The sequence below is a fragment of the Aeromonas enteropelogenes genome (assembly GCF_020097295.1).
Classification (GTDB): domain Bacteria; phylum Pseudomonadota; class Gammaproteobacteria; order Enterobacterales; family Aeromonadaceae; genus Aeromonas; species Aeromonas enteropelogenes.
Window position 1 is genome coordinate 3402541 of sequence record NZ_CP083625.1, and the last position, 15355, is coordinate 3417895.

The window sequence follows — 15355 nt, forward strand, 5'->3', positions numbered from 1 at the left end:
CATGTTATTTGGTACATCGCAATACTTATTTCATAATTATTCCTGATGTCGCCTTTGAATTTATTGTTTGGTGATGAGTGGATGAAAATAAATATATCTGGAGTGCGTATTCGGCTTGCTCCGAATCGCTCGCGCTATATCAATATTCAGCACGAGGAAAAGGCTTGGGGGTTGCCCGAATGAGAGCTTGAAAAAAGACCCGCTCAAGATGCCGCACTCACGCTTTTAAAGCCTCATACGGATTCCAATACGACGTTTTGCTAATGGTTGCCACCCCCCCTCCCTGATACCCTGCCATTTTCGCAAGAGACCCACCCGAAGCATGATGCCCGGGTGTGGTGCCCGGTCCGTACCCAGACCGGATGAGTCCCCGCTTTGTGCCATATGTGAGGAAGGAACCCGATGACAAAGCAGAACATCTATGAGATGGGCCTTGAGCAGACATCCGCTAATTTCGATCCCCTGACCCCCATCAGCTTTCTGGCGCGGGCGGCCCGCGTCTATCCCGACTATCCGGCGGTGATCCACGGCCCCTTGCGCCAAACCTGGGCCCAGACCGAACGGCGCTGCCGTCAGCTGGCCTCGGCCCTCGGCCTGCACGGTATCGGCGAGGGGGATACGGTATCCATCGTGGCCCCCAATACGCCGGCCATGTTCGAAGCCCATTTCGGGGTGCCCATGAGTGGCGCCGTGCTCAACACCATCAACACCCGGCTCGATGCCGACGCCATGGCGTTCATCTTCCAGCATGCCCAGAGCAAGGTGGTGCTGGTGGACCGGGAGTTTGGCGCCGTGGTGCAAAAGGCGCTGGCACTTATCGAGAGCAAGCCGCTGCTGGTCGCCATTGATGATCCCCTCTATCAGCAGGGAGAGATGATAAGCGAGCTCACCTATGAGGCCTTTGTCGCCATGGGGGATGGCGAAGCACCCGGCTGGCTGCCAGAGGATGAGTGGCAGGCGATTTCCCTGAACTACACCTCGGGCACCACCGGCAATCCCAAGGGGGTGGTCTATCACCATCGCGGCGCCCACCTCAATGCGGTCAACAACGTGCTCTCCTGGGAGCTGCCCAAGCATCCCGTTTATCTCTGGACCCTGCCGATGTTCCATTGCAACGGCTGGTGCTTCCCCTGGACGCTGGCCGCGACCGCCGGGGTGAGTGTTTGTCTGCGCCATGTGCTGGCGGCGGCCATCTATGAGGCACTGCACGAACACAAGGTGAGTCACTTCTGCGCGGCGCCCATCGTGCTCAACATGCTCAACAACGCCGACCCGGCCCTCAAGCAGGGACTGGATCACCCCATCAAGGTGATGACAGCTGGGGCGGCGCCTCCCGCCACCGTGATCGCCGGCATGGAGGCGATGGGGATCGCCGTGACCCATGTCTATGGTCTGACCGAAACCTATGGCCCCTGCGTGCTGTGTGAACCGCAGCGAAGCTGGCAAGGCCGGGATGCCACCACGCTCTCTCGCCTCAAGGCTCGCCAGGGGGTGGCGTCACCGCTGCAGGGGGAGATGCGGGTCATCAATCCGGTCAGTGGCGAGGTGGTCCCCAAAGATGGCAAGACCATGGGGGAAATCGTGCTGCGCGGCAACGTGGTGATGAAGGGGTATCTCAAGAACCCGGCGGCCACCGCAGAGGCGATGGCGGAGGGGTGGTTCAGGAGCGGCGATCTGGCGGTGTGGCACCCGGACGGTTATGTGGAGATCAAGGACAGATCCAAGGACATCATCATCTCGGGCGGGGAGAACATCTCCAGTCTGGAGGTGGAGGATGTGCTCTACCGTCATCCCGATGTGGATGAGGTGGCGGTGATCGCCATGCCGGACGAGAAGTGGGGTGAAGTGCCTTGCGCCTTCGTCAAGCTCAAGGAGGGGCGTGAGGCGAGTCAAGCCGAGCTTATCGCCTTCTGCCGCGAGCAGATGGCCCACTTCAAGGCGCCCAAGCGGATCATCTTCACTCCGCTGCCCAAGACTTCCACCGGCAAGGTACAAAAATTCATGCTGCGCCAGCAGCTGTAAGAAAAGTGACGGGGTGGGGGGCTTCCCCTCACCCCCGGTTATTGCTCAGCAGGCGATGCAATTGCGGCCAATCTGTTTGGCCCGATAGAGCATCTGATCGGCGCGGGCATAGAAGCTCTCCATCGACTCCCCGTGCTCGTTTTGTACCAGACCTGCGCTGATGGTGATGACGAGGCTGCTGCCATCGGGCAGTGTCAGCGGTTTGTTCATGACAGTATGCCGTAACCGCTCCGCCAGGGAGGCCGCGGCCGTCAGGTGGGTCTCGGGTAGCAGGATGGCAAATTCGTCCCCCCCGATCCGGGCCAGCACATCTTCACTGCGCAGCACGGGTTGCATCACCTGACTCAGATGGATTAAAGCCCTGTCCCCCAGCGGGTGGCCGAAGCGATCATTGATGGTCTTGAACTGATCCACGTCCATCAGGATCAGCACCGAGTGGCTGTGATGGCGGGTGTTGAAGTTCAGCTGTTTGTCGCACAGCTCGAAGAAAAACCGGCGGTTGTAGAGTTCGGTCAGGCTGTCGCGCACCGACTGGGCGTGCAACTGCTCCTTGAGATGGTGCAACTCCGTGATATCGGAGGAAAAACCGATCAGGGTAGGGGTGCCATTGGCCAGGACAAAGGGCACTTTCACCGACCAGTAGTAGTGCATCTTGCCCTGCTCATCGAACAGGCACTCCTCGCCGGCCTGGGTCTCACCGGTCGTAAATACTTTCCCATCCATCTGCTGCAACTGGGCGGCGATCTCCGCCGGCAAGAGATCATCGTCGCGCATGTTGACCATCTGCTCGGGGGGCATGCCAAACAGCTCAGAGGTCTTCTGGTTGACGTAGAGGTAACGATGCTGGGTGTCCTTCATGTAGATGTAGGCATCGACGTGGGCGAGGATGATCTCGAGCAGTTGGTGCTGCTCCGCCAGCTTGGCCTCGATAGCCTTGCGCTCCGTGATGTCGGTGGCGATGCCGCACAGGCCGATCAGGCGCTCCTCCTCGTCGTACATCGGTTTTTTGACGCTCAGGTAGATGCGCGGCTCACCGGTCGCCTTGATGTAGTTGATCTCCTCGTCGGCGACGGTGATCTGCTGCTCCAGCACCTGGCGATCGTTGCGCCGCAGGGCGTCCGAGTCATTCAGGTTGAAAAAGCGACTGTCATCCTGCCCCTGCAACTGGGTCAGGGTACAGCCAAACAGATCCAGCACCGCCTGGTTGGCATAGGTGTAACGTCCGGCCAGATCCTTGGTGAAGATGTAGGCGCCAATCTCGTTGAAGATGGCTTTGAGCTGCTGCAGCTCTTGCTGGAGCTGGATGAGTGAAGCGGGAGGTTCCTGCATGAGTATATGGCCATCCTTGGAAGACACGATGGGATGGGTGGCAAAGGCGCCCACACCAACGCGCATCAATACTGCTAAATTAAGCTCCACTATCGGAAAAAATAGTGAATTTTCCGCGCCTTATGAGCTATGTCACAATGTTGTCAGTAGTCGAAACAAAAAAGACATCATATGAGTCTTTGTTTGTGCTACCGAAAGAGACGATTGTCGGCGCGTCCGTTTCCGCCGCCATTCATGTAGGCACACTCATGTTATGGATATTGGTGTCTGTGGTGTGAAATCGCCACTTAAGGGGCGAAAAACGGACTGAACGGAAAGGAGGTTTGACGGTGAGCCGAGGGGGCCGAAATCCTGCTTAGGTCTGTCATGCTAATGCAAGCAGCATCACGGGAGGCAAACATGGCGCAATAAAAAAGGATGGCGCCGAAGCAGCCACCCTTTCTGTGGTGTCAGCCCGGCATCATGGTTGCCGGGGGACATACTGTATGCTGGAATCAGGCCTTTTTCAGGTAGGCGGCAACCAGCACGATCTGCACGCCGTTGACCTTGCCTTCGATGTGCAGCGGGTTGTTGGTCAGGCGGATGCCCTTGACCAGGGTGCCGCGCTTGGCGGTGAAGCCGGCGCCCTTCACGTCCAGATCCTTGATCAGGGTGACGGAGTCGCCCTCTTGCAGCACGGCGCCGTTGGAATCGACGGTCGGTACGCTGTCGTCATCCTCATCGGCCATACCCGCTTCGGCCCAAGCCTTGGTCTCGTCTTCCATGTACATCATGTCCAGCAGATCCTGGGCCCACACTTCACCCTGACCGGACAGGGCCTTCAGCTGGCGCCATGCCATCACCTGTACTGCCGGCACCTGGCTCCACATGCTGTCACCCAGGCAACGCCAGTGGTTGACCACCAGAGTGTCCGGTTGTTCCAGCTGACCACGGCAGGTGTCACAGAGGGCAACGCTGTGATCATCGTCGCTGGCGGGGGAGTGAGGTACCACGAAGGCAGTCAGCTCCTGCTCGGCGCTGCACAGTTCACACTTGGCGCCCGCGCGCGCCTGCAGAATGGCGTTGATGGTCATGTTTTTGGTCCCATTGCTATTGGTAAAACGGCCCGCACCAGGCTTGCCGCGTAAAAGAGGGGGCGGAATATAGCATAAAACCCTGTACTTTGTCAGGTTGAGCCTGGACGTTGCGGTGAGGGTGATGATTTTTTGTCTGTAAAAAGCGCCATTGACGCCGTGGCGGGAGTGCATTTTGAAGGGGGATCGCTAGAATGAGCCTCCTTTTTGCTGCTGGATAAGGGTTCCCGTGCTGGCTCAACGTTTTCAACAACTGGATCGACTGCTCACCCGGCACAGGCGCTGGTGGCAATATCAACCCTACCACCACCTGACAATACCCTTTACAGAGGAGGCCCCCGAGCTGGTGGCGCAGCTCAATGAGCTGACCTGCGAAGAACTCGAGGCGCTCGATGGGAACATGGATGCGCTGGCCCGCCTGCTCGCACCCTGGATTGCGGAGGGCCCGGAACTGCAACAACTCAGTCGGCTTGAGCCCTTCACGCCCGAGCCCATTACTTGCAGCAAGAGCATGGCGAGCCACATGCCTGGGCGCAAGCAGGCCCAGATAGAGGCCTTCACCGCCTGCCTGCCCTCCCATCAGGGGCCTTATCTGGAGTGGTGTGCGGGCAAGGGACACCTTGGCCGGCTGGTATCGCTCCATCGCAAGGCCCGGGTATCGAGCCTGGAGCTGCAGCCACAGCTATGCGAGGAGGGGCGTCAACTGGCCGAGCGCGACGGGGCGACCATGACCTTCACCTGCGCCGATGCCTTTTCCCCGGACTCCGCCCTGCTGCTGGCCCCGGAGCACCACGCCATGGCCCTGCATGCCTGCGGCGAGCTGCATACCCATCTGCTGGAACGGGTTGCCGAGCGCGGGGCGCGCGGGGTGACCATCTCCCCTTGCTGTTATCACCTGATCCGCAGCGTCGACTATCGGCCACTGTCGGCGCTGGCCCGGGCAAGTGCACTGCGCCTGAGCAAAGCGGATCTCAAGCTGCCGTTGCAGGAGACGGTGACCGGTGGCGCCCGCATCACCCGTCTGCGTGAGCAGGAGGTGGTGTGGCGACTGGCGTTCGATTGCCTGCAGCGCCAGGTGCGCGGGGTAAACGCATATCTGCCGGTTCCCAATATGCAAAAAAGCCTGCTCGCCGGCTCTTTCGAGGCATTTTGCCAATGGGCTGCGGAGCGCAAGGAGCTCACTTTGCCTGACGGTCTCGATTACCCCGCCTTTGTGGTGCAGGGGGAGCGCCGTTTTGGCGATGTGGCCCGTATGGAGTTGGTGCGCCACCTGTTTCGCCGCCCCCTCGAGATCTGGCTGGCCCTCGATCGGGCGCTCTTCTTGCAAGAGCAGGGCTATCGGGTCGAGGTGGGAGAGTTTTGTGCCAAGCCCATGACCCCGCGCAACATTCTGATCCGAGCCTGGCGTCCCTGAGGGGGTGATGAGAAGGGCTTAAAGCCTCTGTGCGCTATGAAGACACAAATAGGCACTGGCGTACATCTTCTCTGACAGGGGCATCAGGCTCAGCGTCGCCTCTTTTTTAGCATGCGATGTGCTCTCTTCTGGCTGCTTGGCGGCACATTTTCAGGGAACTGCACCTCATCTGACGATCCTTTTGACGCAAATGGGCTCAAAGTGAATCCGCTCACACTTCTGATTAATTCTTAATTTTCATCGTGAATTTAGTCGCCCGAGTCCCTATGCTCGGGGGGCCATTCATTGAGGGACAAAGGAGTGTAGTGATGCTAAGACGCAGATATTGCGCCTGCTTGGTCGCAGCCATGTTTGCCGCGCCCGGTTATGCCGCCATGAATATCCAGCCCGATCCGCAAAATCCGGGGGGCTACCTTATCTCGGCGGCGGACGTGAAGGCGGTAGAGCAACAAAAGACCGCCAATCCCATGTACGCCATCTGGTCCAAGGCGCTGGCAACTCGCCCCAATACAGTGGTGGATGCTATCGAACCGGGACTTGCCAGCAACCCGGAGAACGTCAAACGGGTGGAGCGGGTCTTTCCACAGGCCGAGTGGGATTTTCTGACCCAGATGGCTGCGCCTGAATACACCTATGTCCGTTTCTTGCGGGCCATCGGCAAGTTCCCGGCGTTCTGTGGTGATTACAGCGACGGTCGCAATGCCGACGAGATCTGCAAAAAATCCATTGTGACCGCCTTCGCCCACTTCGCCCAGGAGACGGGTGGCCACATCGCCAAAGACAACATCTCCGATAACCCGCTGGCACTGGAAGAGTGGCAGCAGGCATTGGTACACGTGCGGGAGATGGGCTGGTCGGAAGGGCAGACCGGCTATACCACTGGGTGTGGCCAGAACGACTGGCAAAACAAGAAGTGGCCTTGTGCCACCGGACAGGGCTACTTTGGCCGCGGGGCGAAGCAACTTTCCTATCATTTCAACTATGGCGCCTTCTCGGAAGCCATGTTTGACGGCGATGCCAGCGTGCTGCTCAACAACCCGGGTCTGGTTGCCGACTCCTGGCTCAACCTGGCCTCGGCAATCTGGTTCTTCCTGACCCCCCAGGCTCCCAAACCGGCCATGTTGCACGTGATCGATCGTACCTGGGTGCCCTCGACGCGAGAGACCAATGCCGGGATTGGTTATGGGTTTGGCACCACCATCAACGTGATCAACGGCGGCATCGAGTGTGGCGAACAGAACAAGGACAAGGGCCAGCCGGTCAACCGGATCCGCTACTGGGAAGGGCTCTCCGCTCACTACCAGATCCCCCTCAAGAGTGACGAGAAAAACACCTGCTGGCAGCAGACGCCCTATGGCAGCCTCAATCTCAATGGCGCCACCGACGTGCTCTACACCAACTGGGATGGCAACTGGAAATACTACCCGGATCGCCCGGGGGGTTACTCCTTCGAGTGCGAGCTGGTGGGCTTCCAGACTGCCTATTCGGCTCTGGTGCCCGGAGACTACGAGAAGTGTGTGACCAACCTCTATGGCTCCCACGCCAGCTGGCCCAAGGTGCGGATCGTGGAGACATTGCCTGTACCGCCAGTTGATCCGGGTGAGCCACCTGTGGGCGGGATCCCGGCCTGGGATGCTGGCAAGGTCTACCAGGGGGGTGACAAGGTGAGCCACAAGGGCGTCGTCTATCAGGCCAAGTGGTGGACGCAAGGGGACGATCCCGTCAAGGGGGGCCCCTGGGCGCCAGTCAGCCAGTGATGAGCGATGAATATTACTCGCGAGCGTCAGTTTGGTGCTGACTAAATGAAATTAATTGAGCAGCTGTAAGTCAAGAGGGAGGCCTTGTGCCTCCCTCCTTATTTATGCCGCCGGTTTGCCAGATAAGAGATAACGAGTGGTGGAATAGTGGGAGGTTCTTTATCTTCGGTACTTTTATCCTCAATACACTGAACATGTTGAGACTGCTGTAGCCGGTGTGATCATCATCAAATCGTTTGTGCAGGGTGCGTATAAAACTGTCGCATGCGCAATAAATACTCATGTAACTGACCACAGGGGTGTAAATGCACTATATCGGCGGTCTGCCACCAGATAATCGCGCAACACATCTTAAACTCACCTTCAATCTCATCAGCGAGATGAGATTAGTGTCACATATTATCCGGATGCAACATGTTATGCATGTCAAATATACCTTGGGTTCAAGCTAGTTAATCATATTGACAATAAAGAATAGCGAACGATGAACAATGCTACCCAACCTCATGAGATTAAATGGCTGGAGGGTGATGATAAGACAATGATGGTTCAGATATAGCAGTATTTTCTTCTCGTTATTGATGACAATGTGAGTTGTCGTCGAGTGAATATAAATGATGTATATGGTTGAGTGACAAAATGACGGAGGGTGGAATGGTAAGACATTTCATAAATGATTCAATCTCATAGAGATATCAATTCTTTCAGGGAGGTTAGACGGTTATCATGGCTAAAACTAAAACAGTTTATTACTCGTTGGCAGTTTCAATAGCACTGATTGTTGTTCTACTGGTGCTTGCAGGATGCAATAATGACTCCTCTGATACTAGCAAGCCTGTTACTCCAGAAGTTCCAGTTGTCTCGGTTATTCCAGCACCGGTAAAGCTTGAGCAAACGGAAGGTGGCTGGTCGGTAGATAATACTGTGAATATTGTCTATGAACAAAATACGGAGTTAAAGGATGAAGCTACTTATCTTGCTGATAAGCTTAAGCAGAATAATAATTTAAGCCTTAATATAAAGGAGTCCCCGGTTGATGACACGACCAAGATTGACAAATCGATCACTCTCTCTGTCGAAGCGTCAGCCACCGTATCCGAAGAGGGATATAAGCTGAATATTGTTGATGGGCAGGCAAACATTATTGCTAATACAGAGGCGGGTGTGCTGTACGGCATTCAAACATTATTGCAACTCTTGCCATATGAAAAAAATACGTTGCCAATTGTCAGCATCATCGACTATCCAAAATTTAGCTGGCGTGGTATGCATCTTGATGTGGCACGAAACTTCTTCAGTGTTGACAATATCAAGAAATTCATAGACCAGCTGTCATATCATAAACTTAATAAATTTCATTGGCACCTGACGGATGATCAAGGGTGGCGGATTGAGATCCGTGACTGGCCAAAACTGACGGAAGTGGGTGGGTGCCGTGCATCAACACCACCTTATGGGGACAGAACAGGGTCAGATGGCCAACCAACCTGTGGCTATTACACACAAGAAGAGATAAAAGAAGTCGTTGCGTACGCCAAGAGTCGGCATGTGGAAGTGATCCCCGAGATCGATATGCCAGGCCATATGGCGGCAGCCGTGGCAGCCTACCCTGAATTGGGCGTGACGGATACCACGGAACCCTTTAAGCCAGAAGTCAAAACAACATGGGGTGTACACCCTTATTTGCTGAATACAGATGTGGCGACATTTAGGTGGATTGACCAAATATTCACCCAGATAGCCGAGCTGTTTCCCAATTCTCGCTATGTCCATTTGGGGGGGGATGAGGCGACTAAAGAGCAATGGAAAACATCCAAGTCAGAACAAGACAGGATTAAAGAGCTAAAACTCTCTGATGAGAATGGTCTACAGCGTTGGTTTGTACGGGAAGTAGAAAAAACTATCAACAGCAAAGGATTCACCGCTGTTGGTTGGGATGAAGTTATGGAAGGTCGTGGAGTGGAAGGGGATGACATATCGAAGAATATGGTTGTGATGGCTTGGCGAGATAAAGATAAAGGCAGACTGGCAGCAGAAAGAGGGAACCCGGTTGTGATGGCTTCAGGGCTGTATTTTGATCATTATCAAGCACCAGAGAAGCAGGAGTTGGCGAAAGGGGTTGAATATGAGGCAATTTGTTGCCTGACAACATTACAGGATGTCTACAACTATGATCCTATTCCTCCCAAATTGGCTATTGAGTACAGGGGTAATATTCTTGGAGCACAGGGTCAGCTCTGGTCTGAGTATATGCATAGTTGGGACAAGGTTGAGTATCAAGCGTTTCCAAGGATGGCAGCACTATCCGAAATGTTATGGACACCGAAAGAAAGGCAAAACTATGAGGACTTTAGAGGACGCTTGAACAGCATGCTGGCTTATTATGAACGTGAAAATATTCGCTATGGCGAGATTTACGATGGCCCCAAACAGTAACAATATGTTGGTTATTGCTTAGTGAAGTGGAAGGGTTATAAAAGTGATGAGATGACTCTGTACTCTCTCGGTACAGAGTCATTGAAAAACCAAAAAGCCATCAAAGCTTTCATTTTTAATGCTGTTGCAGATGAATTTAAAATAATAACTAAAAGTGCTCATTTTGTTGTTGCAATGTACCGATGTAGCACAACTGAGAGAGACACGACATGACTGAACTCATAGCAGTATTAAAAGATGGGGCATGGCCGATAACTATTTTTATAGCATGGTATATGGGCGAGTTGGCGCAACGCTGGACAAAATTGCCACGTATTAGTGTGTATGCAGTGGTGGGTTTCATTCTGGCTTCATCACAAAGCGGTTTTTTGCCGCCAACAAACTCGAGCACCACATTGCTGGCAAATATTGCATTCGGGTTGCTGCTGTTCGAATGTGGTTACCGGATTAATTTACATTGGCTTCGTACTAATCCCTGGATTGTGGTAACCAGTGTCACGGAAAGCATGTTCATTTTTATCGCTGTGTATGCTGTGATGATCTGGTTTGCGCAATCGCAAATGATGGCACTGTTGCTGGCGGCGTTATCAACGGCATCCTCGCCGGCAACGATCATACGGGTCATCCTGGAACAAAGAAGTTCCGGCCAGGTGACCGAACGGGCGTTGCATCTCTCGGTGCTGAATTCAATGCTGGCCGTGTTGGTCTTCAAAATGATACTTGGCCTGGTTGTGTTCAATACGTCTGGCAATGTATGGGACGCGATACATATCAGCCTGATGGTGTTGTTCGCTTCTGCGGGTGTCGGCGCTGTGCTGGGAATGATGATTCCGACCCTGTTAAGGCCGACAGACCGAACCACCCATGATAATACCCTGGCATTCACGATCACCGTTATTGGGCTTGTTGCACTGACACATAGCCTCAAGCTCTCTCCCATCTTTGCTGTGCTGATATTTGGGATCGTGGCGCGCCATCGTCGGGTCGTATTGACGTCATCCCAACGTGGTTTTGGTTCATTGGGTGAACTTGTCTCCATATTTTTATTTGTTTTTATTGCAGCCAAGCTTGCATGGGGACAGGTATATGCCGGTATCTGGCTTGGTCTCTTTATTCTGGTCGTGCGACAGTTGGTAAAAGCGGTTGTGATAAGCATTTTCGCAAAATTGAGTGGTATCTCCTGGCATAAGGGATGGCTTGTCGGCTTGGCAACGGCTCCCATGTCGGTCTCCATTATCTTGATGCTTGAACAGGCCCGCTACCGTGGGGTTGATCTAGTCGCTCAACTTTCACCACTTATCGCGATAGCCCTGATGCTGGAGATATTGGGACCTGTCTTGAGTCAGCTGGCATTGCGTTGGGCTCATGAAGTGGCTGAGCCACATAAGGAGGTTTGATATGCCACTTGAACCATTCAAGTCGTCACAGGCTCTGACGCTGGGGGTTGAACTGGAGTTGCAGCTGGTCAGCTTTAGCGATTTTGACCTGGCTGCAGCCAGCCCCGATATGCTCGAATTATTGGAGCGTGATATTTTCCCGGGATTTGTCGTGCCAGAAGTGACCGAGAGCATGCTGGAAGTCATGACGGATGTGCACGCTGAATACACCACGCTACTGTCTCAATTGATAAGAATCAGCACGGCTCTGGTACAGGCAGGTGATCGCCTTAATATCGGTGTCTGTGGGGGAGGGACCCATCCTTTTCAACTGTGGCCTGAGCGTCGTATTTTTAACAAGACAAGGTTCAGGGAGGTGTCGCTGTTATATGGATATTTGACAAAACAGTTTACTATCTTTGGTCAACATGTTCATGTTGGTTGTATTGACGCCAATGAGGCACTCTTCCTTTTACATGCCTTGAGCCGTTATGTTCCCCATTTTATTGCGTTGTCAGCCTCGTCACCTTTTGTGCAGGGATATGATACCTGGTTTAATTCTGCCCGTCTTAATTCAGTATTTGCATTTCCTCTGAGTGGCCGGGCGCCATTTTATCTGTGCTGGGAAGAATTTGTTCACAAGTTTTTCTCGAAAATGGAAAATACGGGCATTGTCGCCAGCATGAAGGATTTTTATTGGGATATCAGGCCGAAGCCGGAATATGGCACAATTGAATTGCGAGTGTGTGATACGCCATTATCGGTAACTCGTGCTGCGGCAATAGCCGGATATTTACAGACGCTCTGCAAATATCTGTTGGAACGCAGTGAACCCGATCCGGTAGAGGATGACTACCTGGTCTACAACTACAATCGCTTTCAGGCGTGTCGTTTTGGCATGGAAGGGATACTGGTACATCCCAAGTCTCATGAAAAGATGTCATTACATGATGATATTTTGGCCACCGTTGCTCGTATTCAGCCCCATGCCGATGCCCTGCATTGTTCAGCCTCCCTCGAACATGTCTTGCAGATCGTTCGGGAAGGGAATGATGCACACTATTTGCGACGAGAGTATGAGTTGAACGGGAGCGTCGAAGGCATGGTCGATTTTGCCCTGCAGCGGTTTCGCGCGTCTGTCCAGAACTAGTCAACCGCAGACGATCGGGTGCCTCGCGGATCAAGTGCATGAAAATGGAGAGTGGCTTTTTCGGTCATATTGAATGAGCCTGCCTCTGACACGGGCTTTGCCAATGCGTTGTGTCTCATGCAAGGGGTGAGTCGGGCAGATTACTTCATTACCTCCTGCTGGCAGCAGTTGCGCCCCTGCTTTTTGGCCAGGTAGAGAGCGGTATCGGCCCTGTGCACCAGTTGTTCGACCGTATCCTGGGCACCCTGGCTGGTGCTGATGCCAATGCTGACGGTGAGTGGGACTTCGATGCCGCTATTGAGCTCATGAAGCCCTGATTCGATGATCGAGCGGATCCGCTCCGCGCTGCCCCAGGCTTGTTCCTGCGAGGTTTCCGGCAGTAGCAGGACAAATTCCTCGCCCCCCCCAGCGTCCCAGCATGTCCACTTCCCGAAGCTGTCTGGCGATGCGCTTGACCAGGCTGAGGATGGCCCGATCCCCTTGCTGATGGCCATAGGTGTCATTGATCTGCTTGAAGTGATCGATGTCGATAAGCAGCAGACTCATGGTATGGCTGAAGCGTTGGCTGCGTTGCATCTCGAGATGCAGCATTTCGTCGATGCGGCGGCGGTTGGCGATCCCGGTCAAGGGATCCGTGGTGGCGGCCACCTTCAGCTCCTCTACCAGACGGGCCCGCTCCGAAATATCCCGCAAGATGGCGGTCATCTCGGTGGTTTGCCCCAGATTGATCTTGGCAATGGTCACCTCCAGCGGAAATTCGCTGCCATCACGCCGCAATCCCATAACTGCGGAGCGGGCGTGCATGGGGCGAGAGTTGATGGGGGAGTTGCTGAAAGACTTGAAATAACCCTCATGATGGGCGCGAAAGCGTTGGGGCAACAGGGTTTCCAGGCGCTTGCCAATATAGCTCTCGTCGATCCCGAACATTTCGCAGGCGGCGGTATTGATGAGTTCGATGCGCGACTCGCTGTTGACGCTGATGATGCCGTCATAGGCGGAGTTGACCACGGCCTCGAAGCGCTTGCGGCTCATCTTGAGCGCCTCTTCCAGCTGTTTCTTGGTGGTGATGTCGATGGCGGTGACCATGATCCGGCTGATGCGGGAGTGCTCCGACATGATGGGGGAGATCACAAAACGCCACCAGCTGGTGCGTGACAGGGTGTCGATGGGCAGTTCGCTCTCCAGCCCCGTCTGCTGGGTGACGCACTCGTTCATCGGCGGCTCTATGCAACCAGTGATGTAACGGGGGAACATTTCGCCCAACCGCTTGCCGATACTGCCGACGACATCCAGCTCGAATGCCTGGGCAAAGGTGTCATTGGCCGACACCAAAATAAAGCGGTCATCCTCATCAAGCTCAAACATGGCCACAGCGGCACCGATGGCATTGAGTGATGATTTGATATCGGCGTGGGTTCCCTGTGTAAACATGTAACCTCCATTGCGAATAACTCATTGATAATCAGTATAGAGCTGCTTTATTTGGCGTTATGTTTGTGTCGGGCATCGGGGCCGTTTGTACCAACAGTTTCATCCTGTATTGCCTGCATCAGATTTGGCAACTATTCCTTCGCAGCTGGTGGTGAATAAAGGGGTGAGCTTTACTCTGTGGACTCGTGGATCGACGTCATGCATCTTCGCAAGGTATGAATGGCAGCAGTGAGGGAGCGGCTCGATCGGGAATTTACCTTGGTACAAATCGGGAGAGGGTGATGAAGATCAGCGTCGAGACGCGTGTCGAACAAGAGATAGAAGCGGTGTGGTGGGCCTGGAATGATCCGGATTGTGTGGCCAGATGGAATGCGGCTAGCGATGACTGGCACACGACCGGCAGTCGGGTCGATCTGGTGGTTGGGGGGCGTTTTTGTCATCACATGGCGGCCAGGGATGGCAGTGCCGGTTTTGATTTTACTGGCACCTTCACCCGCATCGAGGCTCCCAACCTGCTCTGTTATGTGATGGATGACGGGCGAGAGGTAGAGGTTCGTTTCACCGAAGAGGCGGACATGACGCACGTTCATGAACTCTTCGATGCCGAGACCGAGCACAGTGCGGCCGCACAGCAGGCCGGTTGGCAGAGCATCCTGGATAACTTCAAGCGTTATGTGGAGGCCGCCGGATAGTGATCCATCAGCGCCGATAAAAAACCACCGCAAGACGCCGGTGGTTTTTTTATTGCGCCTTGATTGCGCGATGCGCTGGTGTGGCGCTGCCCGTGGGTCGCCGCGAGGGCGTTACTCTTCTATATCCAGCAGTACCAGGATGGCGCTGTCACCGCCCCATTCACGGGGGGCCTGGTGGAAGGCGCGCACATTGGGGTGCTGGGCCAGCCAGCTCGGGATACGCTGCTTGAGGATGTGTTTGCCGATGCCGTGCATCACGGAGGCGACGTGAATGTTCTCTTTTTGGCACAGGGTGAGCAGGGCGGCCAGCTCCTGCTTGGCCTGTTGCTGGGTCATGCCGTGCAGATCCAGATAAATCTCCGGCGGGTAGCTGCCGCGCTTGAGCTTTTTCAGCTCGAATTTCGACACGTCTTCGCGCACGTAACGGGTCGGTCCATCCTCTTCCAGATGGGGCTGGTACTCATCGCTGAAATAGTGGTCAACCCCAAGCTTTTCGCGGCTTTCGCGCAGTTCGCGTTTCTGCTTGACCGGGCGCAACTCGGCCCTTATGGTATCTTGCTTGATTTTCCGGGTACCTTTTATCGCATCGCGGAACAGCTGGGTTTCCTCGTCTGTCGGTGAGGGCGTTTTTTTCATCAGGTACTCGTCTTGCTCGCTTTGTAAAATTCTCGGGCC

At 54.5% G+C, this 15355-nt stretch carries 10 protein-coding genes and 1 pseudogene; 7 read left to right on the forward strand and 4 right to left on the reverse strand.

Annotation, left to right across the window (positions count from 1 at the left end; translation table 11 throughout):
• The first annotated feature begins 402 nt into the window (after positions 1-402).
• Positions 403-2022, forward strand: coding sequence for an acyl-CoA synthetase (locus LA321_RS15835; protein ID WP_042069284.1), 1620 nt, complete (start codon positions 403-405; stop codon positions 2020-2022).
• A gap of 45 nt (positions 2023-2067) precedes the next feature.
• Here LA321_RS15835 and LA321_RS15840 read toward each other — a convergent pair whose 3' ends face one another.
• Complete coding sequence (locus LA321_RS15840) at positions 2068-3351, reverse strand: sensor domain-containing diguanylate cyclase (RefSeq protein WP_042070007.1); 1284 nt, start codon at positions 3349-3351, stop codon at positions 2068-2070.
• 494 nt (positions 3352-3845) lie between these two features.
• Positions 3846-4424: a PhnA domain-containing protein gene (locus LA321_RS15845; protein ID WP_042069286.1), complete on the reverse strand. Its 579-nt coding sequence runs from the start codon at positions 4422-4424 to the stop codon at positions 3846-3848.
• A 229-nt stretch (positions 4425-4653) separates the two neighbouring features.
• Here LA321_RS15845 and LA321_RS15850 point away from each other — a divergent pair, with 229 nt between their 5' ends.
• From LA321_RS15850 to LA321_RS15870, 5 genes are all read left to right on the forward strand, one after another.
• The gene (locus tag LA321_RS15850) at positions 4654-5838 is read left to right on the forward strand and encodes a methyltransferase (protein WP_082043334.1); all 1185 of its coding nucleotides are present in this window, start codon (positions 4654-4656) and stop codon (positions 5836-5838) included.
• A gap of 308 nt (positions 5839-6146) precedes the next feature.
• Entirely contained in the window at positions 6147-7595 is a 1449-nt protein-coding gene (locus LA321_RS15855) for a chitinase (protein ID WP_082043335.1), read from the forward strand.
• A gap of 726 nt (positions 7596-8321) precedes the next feature.
• On the forward strand, positions 8322-10031 hold the full coding sequence (locus LA321_RS15860; RefSeq protein ID WP_082043336.1) for a beta-N-acetylhexosaminidase: 1710 nt from the start codon (positions 8322-8324) through the stop codon (positions 10029-10031).
• A 209-nt stretch (positions 10032-10240) separates the two neighbouring features.
• On the forward strand, positions 10241-11428 hold the full coding sequence (locus LA321_RS15865; protein WP_042069289.1) for a cation:proton antiporter: 1188 nt from the start codon (positions 10241-10243) through the stop codon (positions 11426-11428).
• 1 nt (position 11429) lies between these two features.
• Entirely contained in the window at positions 11430-12557 is a 1128-nt protein-coding gene (locus LA321_RS15870; RefSeq protein ID WP_042069290.1) for a YbdK family carboxylate-amine ligase, read from the forward strand.
• Between the two features lie 140 nt (positions 12558-12697).
• On the opposite strand, the pseudogene LA321_RS15875 reads toward LA321_RS15870, so the two are convergent.
• Positions 12698-13988, reverse strand: a pseudogene (locus LA321_RS15875) (sensor domain-containing diguanylate cyclase).
• A gap of 281 nt (positions 13989-14269) precedes the next feature.
• On the opposite strand from LA321_RS15875, the gene LA321_RS15880 reads away from it, so the two are divergent.
• Positions 14270-14680, forward strand: coding sequence for an SRPBCC domain-containing protein (locus LA321_RS15880; RefSeq protein ID WP_042026129.1), 411 nt, complete (start codon positions 14270-14272; stop codon positions 14678-14680).
• Positions 14681-14791: 111 nt separating this feature from the next.
• Here the strand turns inward: LA321_RS15880 and smrB are convergent, their stop codons facing one another.
• A complete protein-coding gene (gene smrB, locus LA321_RS15885) occupies positions 14792-15316 on the reverse strand; it encodes an endonuclease SmrB (protein WP_042069292.1) in 525 nt (174 codons plus the stop codon).
• Positions 15317-15355: the final 39 nt, after the last annotated feature.

Coding starts and splice junctions, on each gene's coding strand:
- LA321_RS15845 (WP_042069286.1), bottom strand. CDS start 4,424: ATGACCATCAACGCCATTCTGCAGGCGCGCGCGGGCGCCAAGTGTGAA.
- LA321_RS15870 (WP_042069290.1), top strand. CDS start 11,430: ATGCCACTTGAACCATTCAAGTCGTCACAGGCTCTGACGCTGGGGGTT.
- LA321_RS15860 (WP_082043336.1), top strand. CDS start 8,322: ATGGCTAAAACTAAAACAGTTTATTACTCGTTGGCAGTTTCAATAGCA.
- LA321_RS15835 (WP_042069284.1), top strand. CDS start 403: ATGACAAAGCAGAACATCTATGAGATGGGCCTTGAGCAGACATCCGCT.
- LA321_RS15865 (WP_042069289.1), top strand. CDS start 10,241: ATGACTGAACTCATAGCAGTATTAAAAGATGGGGCATGGCCGATAACT.
- LA321_RS15855 (WP_082043335.1), top strand. CDS start 6,147: ATGCTAAGACGCAGATATTGCGCCTGCTTGGTCGCAGCCATGTTTGCC.
- LA321_RS15840 (WP_042070007.1), bottom strand. CDS start 3,351: ATGCAGGAACCTCCCGCTTCACTCATCCAGCTCCAGCAAGAGCTGCAG.
- LA321_RS15880 (WP_042026129.1), top strand. CDS start 14,270: ATGAAGATCAGCGTCGAGACGCGTGTCGAACAAGAGATAGAAGCGGTG.
- smrB (WP_042069292.1), bottom strand. CDS start 15,316: ATGAAAAAAACGCCCTCACCGACAGACGAGGAAACCCAGCTGTTCCGC.